This window comes from Mesobacillus thioparans (assembly GCF_965138835.1).
Lineage (GTDB): Bacteria > Bacillota > Bacilli > Bacillales > Cytobacillaceae > Mesobacillus > Mesobacillus thioparans.
This window is the reverse complement of the sequence record NZ_CBCSFH010000004.1, coordinates 63,082-80,812: the sequence shown is the minus strand read 5'-3', so window position 1 is coordinate 80,812 and position 17,731 is coordinate 63,082. Positions and strand designations below refer to the sequence as shown.

Below are 17,731 nucleotides of genomic sequence, written 5' to 3'. Positions count from 1 at the left end.
ATAAAGGAAAACTTAAATACTAATGGGAAATACATATATTCGGAGGATTGAATGGTGGAAGCACAAACGATATTTGTGTTGATTTCCAGCTTTATTTTAGCGTTAGTGGCTTATATGATTCCTAAGAAAATGAAGAAGTATGAAATATATGCAACTTCGATATTTGCAGCCTTATTCGGTCTTCTTGTTGATACCGTTTTAGCAATAAAGTATAAATTTTATGTGCTCGATCAGCCAGGTGTACAAATACCTCCATTAGTCGGACAAGTGATATTATATTCAGCTACCAGTATCATTCTCTTAAATTTATACCCTTATGATAAATCAATAAAATCAAGGGTTGTTTACATCTTGACTTTCGCAATACTAGCTATCGCTTTTGAGCTGCTTTCTCTTCATTTTGGATTTATAAAATATCGTGAGTGGAAACTTTGGTATTCTGCACTTTGTTATCCATTTCTAATTTGTTTTCTAGTTTTACATTACCGATTTTTTCAATGGTTGGTAAAAAGGGAGACATAACAAGGGCTTTGTCTCTCTTATATCTACCTTTCATCGTATCGCTTTATTAATTTCGCACAAATGGAAATATAGACTTCATTTGCAGGCCAATTACCTAATTAAGAAAAGCCATATTTCTTTACGAAATATGGCTTCCTCTTGGATATTCTTTCATTAATGGCTGTAATAAAAATCAAATTTTAAACTGTTTGATCAATGCAGCCAATTCGGCACTGGACTCATTCAGCTCGATGGCAGATTGGGTGACTGAGCCTAATGCTCGTACCTGTTCATCAGTCGATGCACTGACCTGTTCAGATGAAGCTGCCGATTGTTCTGCTACAGAGGCGATGCTTTGGATGGTTGCTACGACATCATCTTTTAACTCATTGATATTTGCTACATCCGCTTTTATAGTATCAATGGAAAGTACGATATGATTAATGGTCTGGGAGATGTCATTAAATGCAACTTCTGTATGGCTGACTGCTTCGTTTTGCAAATGTGAAATTTTAAGCGTTTGTTCCATTTCCTTCACGACAATATTGGTTTCAGTTTCAATGGAAGAGATCGTGCTTTTAACCTGCTGTGCGGCTTTTGCCGACTGCTCAGCCAATTTTCGAACTTCATCTGCCACAACGGCAAAACCTCTTCCACTTTCACCAGCTCTTGCCGCTTCAATGCTTGCATTTAAAGCAAGCAGGTTGGTCTGTTCGGAAATTTCCGTGATGGAATGGATAACCTGTTCGATTTCTTGGACTTTCGAAGCCAGCTTGTTAATCACGTTGCCGACATTCTTAATGACTTCATCACTTTCTCCAGTACTCTGCCTAAGTGACTTCATTTGTTCAAGACCTTGTTGATTTGTTTTCTCCGCCTGTTTTGAAAGTCCTGTCATCTGTTCCATGCTTTCCTGAACTCTTTCAATTTGAAGGGACAGGCTTACAGTACGATTGCTTGCTTCTTCAGAATCCTGTGCTTGCTGCGTAGCTCCTGCAGCTACCTCACCAATCGCTTTGGCTACTTCCTCACTTGCAGCGATGGTTTCTTCAGCTACTGCTGTTAAACTAGAAGCAGAATCATTGACGCTTTCAACAGAATTTTCTACAGATGAAATGAGTGTCCGCATATTCTCAACCATCACATTGAAGTGTTCGGTCAGCTGGCCGGTCTCATCCTTGGAATTTGCCACTACATTGACGGTTAAGTCACCTTGAGCAACTTTCTGGACTTGGCTGTTCAATAGAGTGATTGGGTTAGCTATACTTTTTGCAAGGAAATAAGTAATGGCAAGGCTGACCAGAACCGTCAGTGAAGCGATGATGAGAATCAAATTTCTTAGCTTTTTTGCGCTTGCCAATAATTCGTTTGTTTCATACACCATTCCAATTTTCCAGTTTGTCTGGTCCAAGGTTTGGTAAAACAGCTGATTCTCTGTGTTGCTTTCCTCATATTTTGTAAAACCCGCGTCCTTTTCTTTCAATACAGAGAAATATGGTTTCTTACTCAAATCCTCGCCCTGTTCTTTCGGATGGACGAGTGCCATTCCATTACTGTCTAGGAGCAAGGAGTATCCTTTATATCCTACTGCGGTCTTATTAATCATTTCTGACAATCCCGATAAGCTTAAATCTAAACCTACAACACCCAGGACTTGCTTCGTTGCTGGATCTAAGACGGGTTTAACAACCGTTACCACGTATTCACCCGAACTGGCATCAAGGTATGGTTCTGTCCAAAGTGCTTGATCCGGTGAATTAAGAGCAGCTGTATACCATGGCCGCCCAGTCGGATCAAAGTCCGCCGGCAAATCAATCAAAGGAGTCGTTTTAAATTGTTTTGTTTCAGCCCCAACGTAAATAACAGCAACATTTTGGTTAAGTCCCATAAAATTTTCAAAATCATTATTCACCATAGGCCAGTATGCTTCCAGCCCTGTTTTTTCGTTTTGCTTCACTTCTTTTAAATATTCTACAATCCGGTTATCTTTGCTGTATCGGTCAACCGTACTGCCATAAAAGTTAAGATAAAGATCGATATTACTCTTTAAATCGTTGATTTGAGATTTGGAGCTGGTATTTACGTTCGATAGGATTTCTCTTTTCGTTTGAAAATACGTAAGTGCCGAGACTCCTATTAGCGTGATTGCAATAAGCACGCTCATTGTAAGCATAATCTTCGTTTGAATTTTCTTAAACATCCCTTTTGCCCCCTAGTACCTTTTCAGAAAGACTTCTTTTTTATTTATCGGTACAAAAGGAAGAGAATTTATAATTTTTAAACTTGTAAAATAATACATTATGTCATTCACTAAAGTATTGAGGAATCTATCTGAATTTTCCCAGCCCCATATCGCCAAATTGATAATAAAAATAAAACGCGGAAAAAATAACGTTGATGAATAAAGAAAAAGTGAAAAGAGACTTTGAAACTCTTATTCTCCACAGTAAAAATACAATGAAGAAATTGACCATTACAGGAACAAACGTATAGGTCATTCTTTCATCGATAAGAGAAACTGCATCCGGGCTCAGCCAGTAAACGAATGGATCAGATATCTGTGCAATCACGGAAAAAACGATCAGACCCCAAAATGATATCAACAAAATTCCTTTTTTCATGAAATCCCCCAGCTTTCTGATGAATCTGCCTTCAAAAGCTTCAATGCTTCTCTCCGGCTCTCTGATCAATCTGCCTTCAAAAGTGCGGATGCTTCTCTCTAGTTTTCTAATCAATCTGCCTTCAAAAGTGCGGATGATTCTCTCTAGTTTTCTAATCAATCTGCCTTCAAAAGTCCGAATGCTTCTCCCCAGGTCCCAATTAATCTACCTTAATATGCTTCAGTGCTTCTCTCCTGCTCAAGTTTGACAGGGGGTATGTATTGGTTATTTCGATCACTTTTTCCGGGTCTTGCCTTGCGTATTCTCTTAATGCCCAGCCAATCGCTTTGTTGATGAAAAATTCCCTGGTGTGGCAGGTTCTTGAGATGATGTCCTCGAGCATGGCCACGTCCGTTTTTTCTTTGTATCCCAGTTGGAACAAAATACAGGAGCGGATCAGCCAGATGTTTTCGGAGGCAATCCACTCATCGACGATATGCTGCCTGGTATGCGGGAACTTTTCAAGGTAATATCCGAAATGTTTTTTCGCGATATGGTCGATTGTGTCCCACCAGGATTTGGTCGTGATGATGTATTCCAGCAGGGAAAGATCCTCTTCGGTGAACTGCTTCTTCATTGAATCCAGCAAGAGAAGGCCGGCCATCTGCATCTCTCTTTCCTCCAGCTTCCAGAGGGAAGTGATGACATCGTGTAATTCTTCCTTCGGTGGCAATCCATGATTCTTCACATGCTGTTTGAAGACTTCTTTCAGCTGCGGCGCTCTCAAACCGATGAAGCTGAACTGATTCCGCATGTAATTGGATAGCCTGATTGCTTCTGCTTCATTCCGGTGTGCTAATGCCGCTTGATATAGCGCTTCAACATATGGGTTCATTTCTGTTCCGCCATTTCGTGTTTAATATAGTCATTCATATTATATAGTTCCCCTTATTTGGAATCATCTATAAAAATCAAAAAGTGGAATGGTGGACTCCGTGTACAAATGCCATTTCCATCCTTTTTGTTCCTGACAATATAAGAGGGGGTAAATGGCACGATCGGGCGAAAAAAAGTGAGATTTGTAGTTGTATAAATGATTAAAGTATGAAAAAATAATAAGGTCATCTGATGACCGGGTAACTGCCGGATTAGAATGAAAGCGCTTTTGAACTATTAAACTATCAAGCTTATGAACAACTAGGGGGAAATTAAATGTTATTGCTTATTGCTTTAAGTGCGATTATTGCTCCGTTTTTATTCCTTGTGATCATGCGCATGCCGGCAGCTAAGGGCATGGCCTTGAGTTCACTTATCGTCATTTTGTTAGCGCTTACTAATTGGGGTATGGAAGGACATGTGGTGCTGGCATCGATTTTTCAAGGGGTACATAAAACGTTGACGATTCTTTGGATTTTATTTGGTGCACTGGTGTTATTGAACACGCTTCGAAATACCGGAGCAGTTGTGCGGATTAACCAGGGGTTCCAGAATATTTCTGGTGACATGCGTGTGCAGGTCATCATTGTTGCCTTTTTATTTGGTTCACTTATTGAAGGAGCGGCGGGATTTGGAACGCCTGCAATGGTGACGGGACCGTTGATGCTCGCTTTAGGTTTCCAGCCGATCGCGGCAGCGACGATTGCCTTGATTGCGGATAGTACGGCGGTTATGTTTGGCGCGGTTGGGACGCCAGTGGCAGTTGGATTGAGCAATATTCCCGGTGCGGATACGCCTTTTTTCCATGACATTGGGATTACGATTACAAGTATTGACCTATTAGCCGGTTCATTCATCCCGTTCATTTTAATGCTGGTTTTAACGGTGTTTTTTGGAAAAGGGTTCAAGGATGCGCTGCCGATGCTTCCTTGGACACTAATGGTCGGATTTATTTACACAGGAAGTGCGTGGCTGATTGCAAACCTTTTCGGCCATGAGTTTGTTTCGATTCTTGCATCGCTCATCACCCTCGCGGTGGCGACAGTAACGGCGAAGAAAGGTTTCCTGCTTCCGAAGACGGAATGGAAAGCTGCGATGCGGAAAGACTTTGTTGTTTCGACTGAAAAGCCAAAGATGAGCATTGTGACTGCCTGGTCGCCATATGTCGTTGTCGTTCTGTTATTGCTGCTCACACGAATTGTCCCTGCTTTGAAGGAATTCACAAGGACAGCAGTTGATTTTACCTGGAAGAATATCTTGGGAATAGAGGGCGTGACATCAGCTTGGGAGTTCCTATACTCGCCTGGAACCATCCTGACGATTGCTGCCGTCTTTGCATTCCTTTTCCAGAAAAAATCGTACCAGACCTTTACGAATGCATCGAAAGAATCGTTATCAACGATGAAAATGACATCGATTGCCTTGATTGCGACACTTTCAATGGTGCAAGTGTTTGTTAATTCGGGGATCAATCTAAATGAACTCTCCAGTATGCCGCAATATATCGCAGAATCCTTTGCCAGCTCGTTAGGCTCGGTATGGATTTTCGTTGCTCCGTTCCTTGGTGAGTTAGGAGCGTTCATAACAGGAAGCGCGACGGTTTCGACCCTCACGTTTTCGCCAATCCAATACAATGTTGCGGATGCCGTTGGCCTGGAGTCGAATATCGTGCTGGCGGTCCAGGTCATTGGAGCTGCCGCAGGGAACATGATTTGTGTGCATAATGTTGTTGCAGCGAGTGCGGTTGTTGGGGTGTCCGGTAAAGAAGGGGAAATCATCCGTAAAACGCTGGCGCCTGCGATCCTTTATGGAATCCTTGCGGGAGTATCCGGTTTTATCTTTTTATACCTTCTATAACTTACCAAAGGTCCCACTATCTTTCGGAGAACTAAATTCTCTGTATAATATAAAGGAATAGATGGGAGATGAAGGATATGCCCTATAAACGAGTGCAAGCAAGAAAAGTGTATGAACAAGTTGCCGACTCGATCATAGAGTTGATTAAAACTGGTGAGTTGAAACCAGGTGATAAATTGGATTCAGTCGAAAAGCTGGCGAAAAGCTTCGATGTCGGGAGTTCCACGATCCGCGAAGCATTAAGCGGGTTGCGTACGATGGGGCTGGTGAAAATGCGCCAGGGCGAAGGGACGTTTGTGAACACCTTCGATCCGTCGAAATTCCAGTTGCCCGTCACCAGTGCTTTCTTGATGAAGCTTGAAGATGTGAAGGAACTGTACGAAGTCCGTAAGATTCTTGAAATTGGAACGGCGGCTCAGGCAGCTGCTGTGCATGAAAAAGAAGATCTGCTTGAGATAGAAAAAGCATTGATCGTGATCGAAAATGCAAATGGAAACGAAGAACTCGCTTCACAAGCTGATCTTGAATTCCATATGGCGATAGCAAAAGCAACGCATAATAAATTGCTGATCAATTTGATGAGCAGCGTATCCTCGCTGAACTCGCAAACGATCCAGGAAACGCGGAAGGTTCTCCTGTATTCGGAAAAGACCGTGGAAGAGTTGCAGTCCGAGCACCGGCGGATCTTTGAAGCAATTAAAAACAGACAGCCAAACGACGCGCGCCAATATATGTTGGAGCATTTACAAAATGTCCAGGACCGGCTTTTTAAATGCATTTAGCAAAGCGGTGCCGTTTGCTGATTCTTACATGAGGTGAACAAACATGAAAGTTTCATTATTTAGTACGTGCCTTAGTGATATTCTCTTTGCGGATGTGGCGAGAAATACGCTTGAAATCCTTGAGAGAGTTGGATGTGAAGTGGATTATCCGATGGAACAGACATGCTGCGGCCAGCCTGCCTATAACAGCGGGTATCTGGAAGAGGCGAAAGCAGCGATGAAACAAATGATGAAGGCCTTTCGCCATTCGGAATATGTGGTGGGACCATCGGGTTCTTGCGTCAGCATGCTGAAGGAATACCCTCATATTTTTGCCGGCGACCCTCAGTGGGAAGAAGAAGCGAAGACTTTTGCGGCGAAATGCTACGAAATTACCGAGTTCCTTGTTGATGTGTTAGGCATTACCGATTTAGGTTCCACTTTTAAAGGAAGAGTTACCTTCCATTCTTCTTGCCATATGAAACGCCTTCTTGGTGTAAAAGAGCAGCCGAAGATCCTGTTGCGTAATGTCAAGGGTGTTGAGCTGATCGACTTGCCGTGGGAAGAGGATTGCTGCGGCTTCGGCGGAACGTTTGCCGTCAAAAATCCGGTGATTTCACAAGAGATGGTCAGCGAAAAGACCCGTCACGTTTCGGAGACACAGGCGGAGTATTTGGTCGGTGCGGATATGGGCTGCTTGATGAATATCGGCGGACGCATGGAGCGCGAAGGCAAAAAAGTGAAGATTGTTCATATCACTGAAATTTTAAATACCCATTAAGAAACGGAGGGAAAAAAGATGAGCATCAAAATTGGGGAGATTCCTTATAAAGAGCGGATCCAAAAAGGAATTAAAGATGATTTTATGCGGCAGGCTGTTTCCTCCGCGCAAGGAAGATTCCGGACCGGACGGCTCACACAAGCTGAGGAGCTTGGCAACTGGGAGGACTGGCGCAATCTGGGCGAGGAAATCCGCACCCATACGCTGGAAAACCTCGATTACTATCTGCAGCAATTGAGTGACCAGGTATCGAGACGCGGCGGCCATGTATTTTTTGCCGAGACAGCGGAAGAAGCCAACCAGTACGTTAAAGACATCATTTTAAAGAAGCAAGCGAAGAAAGTCGTGAAGGCGAAATCGATGGTAACCGAGGAAATCGGCTTGAATAAGGCGCTTGAGGAAGTCGGCGCTGAAGTGGTCGAGTCCGATCTAGGCGAATGGATCCTGCAGCTGGATGAGGATCCGCCATCGCATATCGTGACACCTGCGCTGCATAAAAACAAACAGCAAATCCGCGAGACGTTTGCGAAGAAAAAAGGCTATACCGGCTCTGATACGCCGGAAGAACTGGCTGCCTTTGCCCGAGAGCAGCTGCGCCAGGACTTTTTAGCTGCGGATGTAGGTGTGACAGGCTGTAACTTTGCGATTGCAGAGTCCGGGTCAATCACGCTGGTCACGAATGAAGGAAACGCTGAAATGGTGACTGCCCTGCCGGATACGGTGATCACGGTGATGGGCATGGAGCGGATCGTGCCGACTTGGGAAGAGATGGAGGTCCTTGTCAGCTTATTGACGCGCGCGGCGGTTGGCCAGAAGCTGACAAGCTATATTACCGCGCTTACAGGAGCTCGTCTTGATGAAGAGGTGGATGGTCCAGAAGAATTCCACCTGGTTGTTGTCGATAATGGACGCTCGAAGATCCTCGGAACGGAATTCCAGTCTGCATTGCATTGCATTCGCTGTGCAGCTTGTATCAATGCCTGTCCGGTTTACCGTCACATCGGCGGACATGCCTATAACTCGATTTATCCAGGCCCAATCGGAGCAGTCATCACTCCGCTCCTGGAAGGTTATGAAGATCATAAAGAGCTTCCATATGCATCGACATTGTGTGCGGCATGTACCGAAGCTTGTCCGGTCAAGATTCCGTTGCATGAGCATCTGGTCCGCCATCGTCAGATCATTGTGGAAAAAAATATGGCCCCAACAGCTGAAAAGTTGATGATGAAAGGTTTTGCGGCATGGGGTTCTAAACCGTCGATATATAATATGAGTGCGAAAATGGCAAAACCAGCTCTTGGTCCTTGGGCAAAAGACGGGATGATCGAAAACGGCCCAGGACCATTAAAAGCGTGGACCGATGTACGTGATTTTTACGCGCCACAGGGACAATCGTTCCGTTCGTGGTTCAAGCAAAGACAGAAAGACGGTGAATCCAAATGAGCATCCAAAACCGAGAAGCCTTTTTAGATAAGCTGGCGTCAAGACTTGGGCGGGAGCGAAGGACAACAGGAGTGGAACGGCCTCAGTGGAGTGTAACCCCGCAGGATGAAGTGTTCAAAGGCATGAGCCAGGATGAATTAGTTGATGTACTTGAAAAACATTGCAAAGTCATCCATACCACTTTTAAACGGACGGACCGCGAAGGATTGGCCAAGGTGTTGAACGAAACACTGGAAGTATATGATGGCAAGTTGATCATCACGTCCAAAGATGCGCGTTTTCAGGAATATGGCGTCACGGAATTTTTTGAAGAGCAGAAGGACCAGCTGGATGTCCGTGTCTGGGATGCAGCACGTGGCAAGGAAAATCAAAAGATAGCAGAACGTGCCGATGTTGGCATCGTGTTCAGCGACATCACACTTGCCGAATCTGGCACGGTGACATCGTTCAATACGAAAGACAATGGCCGCTCAATCAGCCTGCTGCCGCGGACATTCATTGCCATCATCCCGAAAAGCACCCTCGTGCCACGGATGACCCAGGCAGCCAGACACATCCACCAAGCCCAGGCAAACGGGCAAGACGTCCCATCCTATGTCAGCTTCATCACAGGACCAAGCAACAGCGCCGACATCGAGATGAACCTGATCGTCGGCGTCCACGGACCAGTGAAAGCCACTTATATTGTGGTGGATTAAATCTGTTACCATATAGAATGAGAAATCGCTTAACATTGCTGTTAAGCGATTTTTTTATTGTTTTTAAGATTATGGTTGATTAATGCGCATGTTAGCTGAATAAGAACAAGCAAAAGAATCAGCTATTTCATCCACTAAGTTTCATAAATAATAAGAAAAAACAAAAACTTTACAAGACAAACTGAATTGTCTATAGTCTAATTAGACTAAAATATTGATGTAAAGAAGTGAAAATTAGATGATCAAGTCATTTTTAATGTTGGGGCAGTCGAATATGGCGGGCCGTGGATTTTTGAACGAAGTAGACCCTATTTATAATGAAAAAATAAAAATGCTGCGCAATGGACAGTGGCAGATGATGACAGAGCCGATTAATTACGACCGTCCGGTTTCCGGCGTTAGCCTGGCGGCATCTTTTGCAAATGAGTGGTCGAAAGCTCATGCCGATGAAGAAATTGGCTTGATTCCTTGTGCGGAAGGTGGCAGTTCATTGAATGACTGGCATCCGGAAGGCATCCTTTTTCAGCATGCTATGTCCGAAGCTCGCTTCGCCCTCCGGTCCAGCCAAATTTGTGGAATCCTTTGGCACCAGGGGGAGAGTGACAGTTACCATTCGCTACATGAAACTTATTACCACAAATTAACCCATATCATCGAGACGCTAAGAAACGAGTTGGAACTTGATGAAGTACCGTTGATTATTGGAGGGCTTGGTGACTTTCTTGGGAAGACCGGTTTTGGACAGCACGCGACCGAATATAGACAGGTCAATGAACAATTGCTGCGTTTTGCTAATGAACAACCGAATTGTTATTTTGTTACTGCAGAAGGTTTGACTGCCAATCCTGACGGCATTCATTTAGACGCAGCTTCACAGCGCAAATTCGGTTATCGCTATTTCGAGGCTTTTTCGAAAAAGTCCACTATCCTGAAACCCATTTCGGGAGAGGAGCAGTCACTGAAAGTAAATGGTGACTATTCTAAAACAGAACAGATTTACCTTCATAGTATGGATTTGGCTTCGGGTAAAATCACGTACGCGGAATTTGAGGCGCGGATGGCGGAGGTGATGGAACCATAATTCCCTTACTGATCCTTGGCTTGCTAATCCAAAACCCCGGAGCTCACGGCTATGAACTTCTAGCCTTAATGGAAAAACGTCATTACAAATACATTGTTAACTTCACGAAAGGTTCATTTTATTACAATCTGCAGCAACTTGAAGAAAAGGGTTATATTGTACAGATTCAGCAGGAATCCCCAACCAGTGGGCGTGAAATCCGTAACTATAGAGTCACAGAAGCGGGAAGGGCGGAATTCGAAAAATTAATGAACAAATACGGCAGCAAATCGGAATATGTGAACCTGCAATTTTATGCGGCGTTACTCTTTGCCGATGAATTCGACAAAAATAAATTGCTGGATCTAATCCAATCACAAATCGACCAGACTAAATCTCGAATCGAGCTCCTTGATGAATACCTGTCCATTACTCAAGAACTTCCCGGTACAATCAATTACTTTCGCCGTATGAATGAAAATTCCCGCTCACATCACTTGGTTAATTTAGAGTGGTTCGAAAAATTGAAAGCAGAAATAGAGTGAGCTATGGCATAAGATTAGTAGTTACCTAAATATAAAACCTGTATCGTAGATATCTAGTAACATCATTGATACAGGTTTTATACTCCTTCTTTAATTAATCAAGATAAATGCACTTTTAGTTGAATAATAATGATATTAACAGTTGGACACCAAAAGCTAAAATAGTCGTTATAATAATATCCAATAAGATATAACTCTTTTTCTTTTCTTTATATTTTGTATCAAAGAAGAACCTTATTAAATAAAAAGTAGTAAAGATAGCAAGTAATTGGAGGAAGTTTAAATTCAATGCTTCAACTCCTTTTCAATATTATTCTTTATTCTTAGGTGAACTAAACTGCTTAGTTTGTTTTAAGAATACTTCTTCACAAGATTTTCTAAGAACCCCAATTATAAAAACAATGGGGGTTCTTAGAAAATAATTACAACAAATTTTGGTTGCTATCTGCATTTAATCAATATTTTTGATCACTAAATTAAGTTCTTCTTCAAGTGATGTACCATTTTGTTTCTTTGTAATTTCAAAAGGCTTTTTATAAAGACAGGCATATTTCAAAGCTAGAAATCCATCGACCGGAAATGTGTAATTTTGCCACTCTTGACGATATCCTAAAATTCCACGTTGTTTAATAACTCGGTCTAACTCTTTAACTACACATAAAGTAAACTCATTAAAGTTACATTTTGTCTTTAGTACTGTTCTAGGGAAATTTGTATTCTTTGTTCTATCTACCATTGGATTTTGATTTTCGGTAATTGTAATTTCCAAGTCTTCAAAATCCCGTTTAAATTCCCACCGCAATAAATAAGGTCCATTATGCCACTCAATACCTCCATTTATTTTGTGAAAAGCACCATCTTTCCAACTTAATTTACATAATGGATGTATTGATGCTAGATATGAAACGAAATCTCCCAGTGCATCTGAATGAAAAGTAGGATGAAACTCAAACTTTTGTCCGTTTACCTCCAAAGCACACGTTGCATTACCACTTCTAATATCTACATATGAAAATTTCAAATTAGACCACCGCCAAATCCAATAGGATATATTTCTTAAACCTAATAGCACTAATTGCATCGTTCGTTCAACAAGTCATATCAAATTATTCCATACTTTTTTAAGGCATACTGGATACCATCTTCATTAGACTTTTTCGTAATATAATCTGCAACGTTTTTTAACTTTTCATTTCCATTCCCCATTGCTATACCAAGCCCAACTAATTCCACCATATCAATATCATTTTCACCATCACCGAAAGCAATTGCCTCCGACTTATCAATCCCAAAGTATTCTAGAGTTTTCAGTATAGCCAAAGACTTTGACACATCATCCTGTAAAACATTCAACACATATGGATGCCATCTTTTAAATGTTAGATGAGGAAACTTTTGTATATACTTCTCAACTGTTTCGTTATTTGCAAAAAGACACATTAAAAATACCTCTTGTTCATGGATTGAACCATTAGTAACAGGATATTGATCGAGAGACAAAGTTTCCTTTAAGGCTGTTAAAATTTCCTTTTGTGTTATCCCATTCATACTAAATTCTTCAGTATAAAAAGACAGACCATTATTCTCTAACTGAGCAAATTCCATGACTTCTTGAATGACCTTTTTATTCATTGGTACTTTATGAATGACTGATTGGCTGTGTTTAACGTATCCTCCATTTGCTGTTATGAAGGTTTCTATGCCTAATTCCTGTAAGTCCTTACACATTGACAAGGGTCTTCCTGTTGCAGCAACAACCTTTATTCCTTTGTTTTTCAATGCTTTTATAGCTTCAATGGTCGAGTATGGAATGCTGCCATCTTCATGGTTTGTAATAGTTCCATCAACATCAAAAAACGCGATTTTATATCTCATTATAGAAACCCCTTTTTTCTTCAAAAAAATAAAACGCTTTTAATAAATTTCACTTAATGGTTGAGGGGTGAGAGCTGAATATATAATTACTCGCCTGGTTTCTCCAACAATGGCTCATACATCATAATAGCGTGGTTTTCAGTAATGAATTCATCATCGATAAAATCCTTATTTTTATTAAATACTTTCCGATGTATTTCATTGTGCCTTATATAACCGCCCCAATACTCAAAAGTAATATGTGGATTTTTTTCATAAACTTCATAAGTATTAAGGGGCGAGCTGGATGAACGCCATTCTCCGACAAGGTGTGTCTCTGTTAAGGAAAGAACCAGTTGGTATGTATCATTCGTTTCATTTTTAATTTGCAGATCTAAGTAATTATATGAACACGTTGCACCACTTCCAAAAGGTTGGCTCCTTTTGCTATCTGGGAAAACATCGTAGCTATGGCGGTATCTCTCGGTAACGGTTAATGGTGTATGTAAAGTCATCCAGTATATTAGGTTAGATAATTGGCATAAGCCACCACCGATTCCTGTCGTGACCTTACCATAATGCAACACCATTCCCTCTACGTATCCCTTTCTTCGAGTCGTGTTGCCTAAAAGACGCCAGTAAGAAAATGTTTCCCCAGGTCGAATGATTATTTTATTTAATCTCTGTGTTGCTATTTTCAAATTATTTACTTTGTTATGCTGCAACCACATATCCACGTCTTTCAATTCTCTAAGAAGCAAAGTTCTATGTGAAAAGACTAAATGATTGTATAGTGTTTCTTCCCTTTTTAAGCTATAAGTTTTATTACCGAAAATCCACTCAATGTATCTCTTTGTACGGTAATATTTTTTACCAAAATAGATCCTGATAGGACTTCTATTAAGCGGTTTTAAATGGTACATAGAGTTCATTCCCATTCCTCACTTTTATGTATTACCTCTTTTTCCCATTATACAGGATTTGGTTTTTAAAATTTCAATTTTTAAAATTTTTCTATAACATTAAAAAATCCAGTGCTTGAATACCTTCTAGCACAAATACATTGATATAATTCGTTAAGATAATTTCTAATAAACTACAACAAAAAGTTATGCCGGAACATATATTCGTGTATTATTTATTTATGACTATTAAGGGAGGGGTCCAATTTGAATTCAATTGACCTAATTATTTTAAACTTTAATGAAGTTCGAAGAAGAAGCATTAAGGTGTGGACATCAATACCTGAAGAAAAACTAAATTGGAAGCCTGATGATGAAGCCATGAATTGCATAGAAATGATCAGGCATGTTCTGGAAAGCGAACATTATTATCATCTTGCGCTTATTAATAGAGGGAGTCTTCCAGAGTTTATTTCACCTTTCGAAAACAGGCCTTTCACTACTGTAAGCGCGGAATTGGAGTTTGCGAAACCATATCGTAATAAGTTCTTCGACACAATCAAGTCATTTTCGGAGGAAGATTTAACAAATATAAAGATAGACCGCTCTGATTCAGGATACATAAGAGACTTGGGGGATATGCTCCTCCGTATTGCCTACCACGAATCAATTCACACTGGTCAGCTATTGGATTATTTAAGAACTGCAGGGGTTCCACGGATACGAATCTGGGATTAGGTGCTTTTCAACAAAAAGGGATCGAAATCCTTCAAGGTAAACAGTAAGCGAATGTCCCGAAAATAAAAGGACCAAATCGCCGGCATAGCAATTTGGTCCACAAAACTTATATATACTTTGTTAACTTTTGAATTTTTGTGGTAGGTATCCGTTCGGTTAGTCCCTAGTTATTTCCTTCTCCGCAGTTTCTCTAGGTAAAGGGCCATGGCTATGTATATGCTGAAAAGCAAAAACATGAATAATGGAGTGGATAGTGAATCCATTGGATCACCTTCTATTTCAAGTCGTGTAAGGCTGGGTGAAAAAGGAATAAGAGAATCGCAATAATCGGTGCCGATACAAGGAAGGCTGCCAGAGCGTTTTTGTAGTGGATGCGTATGACGATGAAAGTGATGATGTTAAACAATACAGACCACCAGGTATTCCAGCCATTTTCATAAACGAACAGCCCTTTTGCCTGAAAGATATATTCGAGGGCAGAGAAATAGGCTACCCAGATCAACACATACAAAAATGCTCTTCCCCTTGCCTTTGGAAAGTATTCGAGGTAAAGCATCAAGACGACCGGGACAATGAAAAAGGTGAAGGAAATCTCGATCAGCGTGTGATTTAACCAAGCTACTGTCACTGCTTTGTACTTCCACAAAGTATGCTGATAAAAAATGAAGTTATACAGGAGATTACATATAATATAGAACTGGATGGTAGGGTAGTAGTCTTTCCACCTTTTCCAATTCACGAATTTTTTTGCGAAAAAAATATAGACCACAATGACCACGAGTAGATACATTTCTTACCCTCTTCATGCTTTTAGTAGAATTCTCCCCAAAAAGAGCCTTTCTTAGACTCGATGAGAGAAAGGGATGGTTCCGGCGTTCCAAAATGTCATGGTGTGTTTGCTGAAAACGATAATAGTATAATGGACTAACAAGGTGTTTTTTCTATGGGATATTAGCTACCAAAGGAGTTGGATGAAACGATGGGCGAAAAGACAATCAAGTGGGGAATTTTAGGAACAGGTGGAATCGCAAGTGCGTTCGCGAGGGATTTGGACTTTGCGAAGAATACCGAAAAGCTTGCGGTTGGATCTCGTACGAAAGAGAGTGCAGATCAGTTTGCGGAGGAGCATGGTATTGCCCGGGCTTACGGAAGCTACGAAGAACTGGTGCAGGATACGGATGTCGATGCCATTTATGTTGCAACGCCGCACCCTTTTCACAAAGAGAATGCATTGGCGTGCCTTCGTGCTGGCAAGGCCGTGCTCTGCGAGAAGCCTTTTACCATCAATAGCGGTGAACTGGAAGAAGTCATCCACTTTGCCAGAGAGCAAAAGCTTTTCTTGATGGAGGCGATGTGGACAAAGTTCCTGCCGCCAATTTTGAAAGTGAAAGAATGGATTGACAGCGGGAAGATTGGCGAAGTCCTGTTGGTAAAAGCGGATTTCGGTTTCCGTGCGCCGCGGAATCCAGAGGGAAGATTGCTTAATCCGGCCCTTGGAGGAGGAGCGCTGCTTGATGTAGGGATTTATCCCGTCACCTTTGCAACCATGATTTTCGGGACAAGCCCAGAGAAAATCATGAGTACGGCACACATTGGCGAAACGGGTGTCGATGAACAGTTTTCGATTCTTATGTCCTATCCTTCGGGAAAGACCGCAACCCTCAATGGCGCATTTCGCGTGGATTTAACGAACGAAGCCTACATACTGGGGACAGAAGGGTATATTCGAATTCCATCTTTCCACAGTGCCCAATCAGCCTATTTATATAAAAATGGCGAGGAAGCAGAGGTATTCCATGATGACCGGAAATCCGCTGGTTATGCGTTTGAAATAGAAGAAGTAGGAAGATGCCTGAATCAAGGCCTGTTAGAAAGTCCAGTCGTTCCGCTGGATGAATCCTTGAAAATCATGAAGCTGATGGATGAAATCCGCGGCCAGTGGGGATTGAGCTATCCGGGTGAGTGATAGGCTGGATTGAAGCGCAGGATGTTCCTGTGCTTCAATTTGTGAATTTAAAGGATGTTTTTGAATCATTGACCACATTTTTCAACTTAGAAGTAGATCTATCACCACTGCTGTGAAGAAAAACCTCTAAATTGATAAGGAACCGTTAGAAAAAATGCGGATCCATCACCCCTTTCACCTGTCAGACTTAAACCTATACTGCGTAAATTACAACCCACGCTTCTTGCTTAGATGCTTCTTCATTAAAACAGTGATTCCAAAGGCAATTAAGACAAAAACTGATAATCCAAACATCAATTGGGTTGGTGTTAAAGAAAGTTTCTCTGCCAGCTGTACTGAGTATGCGAGAACCGAGGCAATGAAGAATTTCGAGAGCGCAGCAATCGTTAAGAACCTTTTTGGGGAAACCTGGCCAATTCCTGCTCCTACACAGATGATTTCGTCAGGGAGGACAGGAATGATGAACAAAAGGAACATGATCAAGGTTTCATTTTTAGTTACATACAGCTGATATTTTTCCAGCTGCTCTTCCTTGATGAACTTAAAAATAAATTTCCTGCCTCCGTATCTGGCGGCAAAGAACATAACTGAAATTCCAAGAAGCGTTCCTGAAAAAGCAATGGCTGCTGCCACAGCAGGCCCGAAAACCGCGCTTGCACCTGGTATAGTCACTGCTTCAGGAATTGGCAGGAGAATAGGCTGTGCAAAGCTGATGAAAAAGAAAATATATTTTGCTTTTTGCATATGTTCTTTTAATAAACGCTCAATTCCATATACATCGGTAAAAACAACCACTTTTGACACATAAAAGATAGCCAAAACGAGAATCATTACCGCCCCTAAATAATAAAGAATCATCCGATTGATTTTCATCAGGTTGTTCCGCTTCGTCATAATGAAAAATCCGTCTATTGCTAAAACGATGAGCAAAGTGCTCAAATAAAGCCATTTGAACATGGGAATTACTGTGGGCAAGAGTGCAAATACAGAATAGATGAACAGTGTGCTTATAGCCAAATGCAGGACCCATTCCTGCACATCGTTGATTTTTTCTCTATGTGTGAACAAAATCCATTCTCCTTTTTGCCG

Annotated in this window: 18 protein-coding genes; 10 read left to right on the top strand and 8 right to left on the bottom strand. The window is 41.6% G+C overall.

Annotation, left to right across the window (positions count from 1 at the left end):
* Positions 1-51 precede the first annotated feature (51 nt).
* Entirely contained in the window at positions 52-522 is a 471-nt protein-coding gene (locus ACNAZ4_RS08985) for a CBO0543 family protein (protein ID WP_415813938.1), read from the top strand.
* 172 nt (positions 523-694) lie between these two features.
* Here the strand turns inward: ACNAZ4_RS08985 and ACNAZ4_RS08980 are convergent, their stop codons facing one another.
* The 3 genes from ACNAZ4_RS08980 to ACNAZ4_RS08970 form a co-directional block, all read right to left on the bottom strand.
* The gene (locus ACNAZ4_RS08980) at positions 695-2,701 is read right to left on the bottom strand and encodes a methyl-accepting chemotaxis protein (RefSeq protein ID WP_415813936.1); all 2,007 of its coding nucleotides are present in this window, start codon (positions 2,699-2,701) and stop codon (positions 695-697) included.
* Positions 2,702-2,828: 127 nt separating this feature from the next.
* On the bottom strand, positions 2,829-3,281 hold the full coding sequence (locus ACNAZ4_RS08975) for a hypothetical protein (protein WP_415813935.1): 453 nt from the start codon (positions 3,279-3,281) through the stop codon (positions 2,829-2,831).
* 40 nt (positions 3,282-3,321) lie between these two features.
* On the bottom strand, positions 3,322-3,996 hold the full coding sequence (locus ACNAZ4_RS08970; protein WP_415813934.1) for a DNA alkylation repair protein: 675 nt from the start codon (positions 3,994-3,996) through the stop codon (positions 3,322-3,324).
* Positions 3,997-4,313: 317 nt separating this feature from the next.
* Between ACNAZ4_RS08970 and ACNAZ4_RS08965 the strand changes: the two genes are divergently transcribed.
* The 7 genes from ACNAZ4_RS08965 to ACNAZ4_RS08935 all read left to right on the top strand — a co-directional run bounded on the left by ACNAZ4_RS08965 (position 4,314) and on the right by ACNAZ4_RS08935 (position 11,182).
* Entirely contained in the window at positions 4,314-5,894 is a 1,581-nt protein-coding gene (locus tag ACNAZ4_RS08965; protein WP_415813933.1) for an L-lactate permease, read from the top strand.
* Between the two features lie 77 nt (positions 5,895-5,971).
* Positions 5,972-6,676, top strand: coding sequence for a FadR/GntR family transcriptional regulator (locus ACNAZ4_RS08960; RefSeq protein ID WP_415813931.1), 705 nt, complete (start codon positions 5,972-5,974; stop codon positions 6,674-6,676).
* Between the two features lie 43 nt (positions 6,677-6,719).
* Positions 6,720-7,436, top strand: coding sequence for a (Fe-S)-binding protein (locus ACNAZ4_RS08955; protein ID WP_415813930.1), 717 nt, complete (start codon positions 6,720-6,722; stop codon positions 7,434-7,436).
* Positions 7,437-7,454: 18 nt separating this feature from the next.
* The gene (locus ACNAZ4_RS08950; protein ID WP_415813929.1) at positions 7,455-8,879 is read left to right on the top strand and encodes a LutB/LldF family L-lactate oxidation iron-sulfur protein; all 1,425 of its coding nucleotides are present in this window, start codon (positions 7,455-7,457) and stop codon (positions 8,877-8,879) included.
* Positions 8,876-9,577 (top strand): LutC/YkgG family protein, encoded by a 702-nt coding sequence (locus ACNAZ4_RS08945; RefSeq protein ID WP_415813927.1) that lies wholly within the window; start codon positions 8,876-8,878, stop codon positions 9,575-9,577. Before ACNAZ4_RS08950 ends, ACNAZ4_RS08945 begins: the two co-directional genes overlap by 4 nt.
* 238 nt (positions 9,578-9,815) lie before the next feature.
* Positions 9,816-10,658: a sialate O-acetylesterase gene (locus ACNAZ4_RS08940; RefSeq protein WP_415813926.1), complete on the top strand. Its 843-nt coding sequence runs from the start codon at positions 9,816-9,818 to the stop codon at positions 10,656-10,658.
* Entirely contained in the window at positions 10,655-11,182 is a 528-nt protein-coding gene (locus ACNAZ4_RS08935; RefSeq protein ID WP_415814183.1) for a PadR family transcriptional regulator, read from the top strand. Before ACNAZ4_RS08940 ends, ACNAZ4_RS08935 begins: the two co-directional genes overlap by 4 nt.
* 451 nt (positions 11,183-11,633) lie before the next feature.
* Here the strand turns inward: ACNAZ4_RS08935 and ACNAZ4_RS08930 are convergent, their stop codons facing one another.
* The 3 genes from ACNAZ4_RS08930 to ACNAZ4_RS08920 form a co-directional block, all read right to left on the bottom strand.
* Positions 11,634-12,203, bottom strand: coding sequence for a hypothetical protein (locus tag ACNAZ4_RS08930; protein WP_415813925.1), 570 nt, complete (start codon positions 12,201-12,203; stop codon positions 11,634-11,636).
* Positions 12,204-12,283: 80 nt separating this feature from the next.
* Positions 12,284-13,057 (bottom strand): Cof-type HAD-IIB family hydrolase, encoded by a 774-nt coding sequence (locus ACNAZ4_RS08925; protein ID WP_415813924.1) that lies wholly within the window; start codon positions 13,055-13,057, stop codon positions 12,284-12,286.
* Between the two features lie 86 nt (positions 13,058-13,143).
* Positions 13,144-13,968, bottom strand: a complete 825-nt coding sequence (locus ACNAZ4_RS08920) for a VanW family protein (RefSeq protein ID WP_415813923.1) — start codon at positions 13,966-13,968, stop codon at positions 13,144-13,146.
* A gap of 237 nt (positions 13,969-14,205) precedes the next feature.
* On the opposite strand from ACNAZ4_RS08920, the gene ACNAZ4_RS08915 reads away from it, so the two are divergent.
* On the top strand, positions 14,206-14,676 hold the full coding sequence (locus ACNAZ4_RS08915; protein WP_415813922.1) for a DinB family protein: 471 nt from the start codon (positions 14,206-14,208) through the stop codon (positions 14,674-14,676).
* A gap of 274 nt (positions 14,677-14,950) precedes the next feature.
* On the opposite strand, the gene ACNAZ4_RS08910 is transcribed toward ACNAZ4_RS08915, so the two are convergent.
* Positions 14,951-15,466, bottom strand: a complete 516-nt coding sequence (locus tag ACNAZ4_RS08910; RefSeq protein ID WP_415813921.1) for a CBO0543 family protein — start codon at positions 15,464-15,466, stop codon at positions 14,951-14,953.
* A 189-nt stretch (positions 15,467-15,655) separates the two neighbouring features.
* Here ACNAZ4_RS08910 and ACNAZ4_RS08905 point away from each other — a divergent pair, with 189 nt between their 5' ends.
* Positions 15,656-16,642: a Gfo/Idh/MocA family protein gene (locus tag ACNAZ4_RS08905; RefSeq protein ID WP_415813920.1), complete on the top strand. Its 987-nt coding sequence runs from the start codon at positions 15,656-15,658 to the stop codon at positions 16,640-16,642.
* A gap of 207 nt (positions 16,643-16,849) precedes the next feature.
* Here ACNAZ4_RS08905 and ACNAZ4_RS08900 read toward each other — a convergent pair whose 3' ends face one another.
* Complete coding sequence (locus tag ACNAZ4_RS08900; protein WP_415813919.1) at positions 16,850-17,710, bottom strand: TVP38/TMEM64 family protein; 861 nt, start codon at positions 17,708-17,710, stop codon at positions 16,850-16,852.
* Positions 17,711-17,731 lie beyond the last annotated feature (21 nt).

What these genes read in the sequence shown, in the direction of transcription:
- ACNAZ4_RS08985 (WP_415813938.1), top strand. Translation starts at nt 52, where the DNA reads ATGGTGGAAGCACAAACGATATTTGTGTTGATTTCCAGCTTTATTTTA.
- ACNAZ4_RS08980 (WP_415813936.1), bottom strand. Translation starts at nt 2,701, where the DNA reads ATGTTTAAGAAAATTCAAACGAAGATTATGCTTACAATGAGCGTGCTT.
- ACNAZ4_RS08970 (WP_415813934.1), bottom strand. Translation starts at nt 3,996, where the DNA reads ATGAACCCATATGTTGAAGCGCTATATCAAGCGGCATTAGCACACCGG.
- ACNAZ4_RS08965 (WP_415813933.1), top strand. Translation starts at nt 4,314, where the DNA reads ATGTTATTGCTTATTGCTTTAAGTGCGATTATTGCTCCGTTTTTATTC.
- ACNAZ4_RS08960 (WP_415813931.1), top strand. Translation starts at nt 5,972, where the DNA reads ATGCCCTATAAACGAGTGCAAGCAAGAAAAGTGTATGAACAAGTTGCC.
- ACNAZ4_RS08955 (WP_415813930.1), top strand. Translation starts at nt 6,720, where the DNA reads ATGAAAGTTTCATTATTTAGTACGTGCCTTAGTGATATTCTCTTTGCG.
- ACNAZ4_RS08950 (WP_415813929.1), top strand. Translation starts at nt 7,455, where the DNA reads ATGAGCATCAAAATTGGGGAGATTCCTTATAAAGAGCGGATCCAAAAA.
- ACNAZ4_RS08945 (WP_415813927.1), top strand. Translation starts at nt 8,876, where the DNA reads ATGAGCATCCAAAACCGAGAAGCCTTTTTAGATAAGCTGGCGTCAAGA.
- ACNAZ4_RS08940 (WP_415813926.1), top strand. Translation starts at nt 9,816, where the DNA reads ATGATCAAGTCATTTTTAATGTTGGGGCAGTCGAATATGGCGGGCCGT.
- ACNAZ4_RS08925 (WP_415813924.1), bottom strand. Translation starts at nt 13,057, where the DNA reads ATGAGATATAAAATCGCGTTTTTTGATGTTGATGGAACTATTACAAAC.
- ACNAZ4_RS08920 (WP_415813923.1), bottom strand. Translation starts at nt 13,968, where the DNA reads ATGAACTCTATGTACCATTTAAAACCGCTTAATAGAAGTCCTATCAGG.
- ACNAZ4_RS08910 (WP_415813921.1), bottom strand. Translation starts at nt 15,466, where the DNA reads ATGTATCTACTCGTGGTCATTGTGGTCTATATTTTTTTCGCAAAAAAA.
- ACNAZ4_RS08905 (WP_415813920.1), top strand. Translation starts at nt 15,656, where the DNA reads ATGGGCGAAAAGACAATCAAGTGGGGAATTTTAGGAACAGGTGGAATC.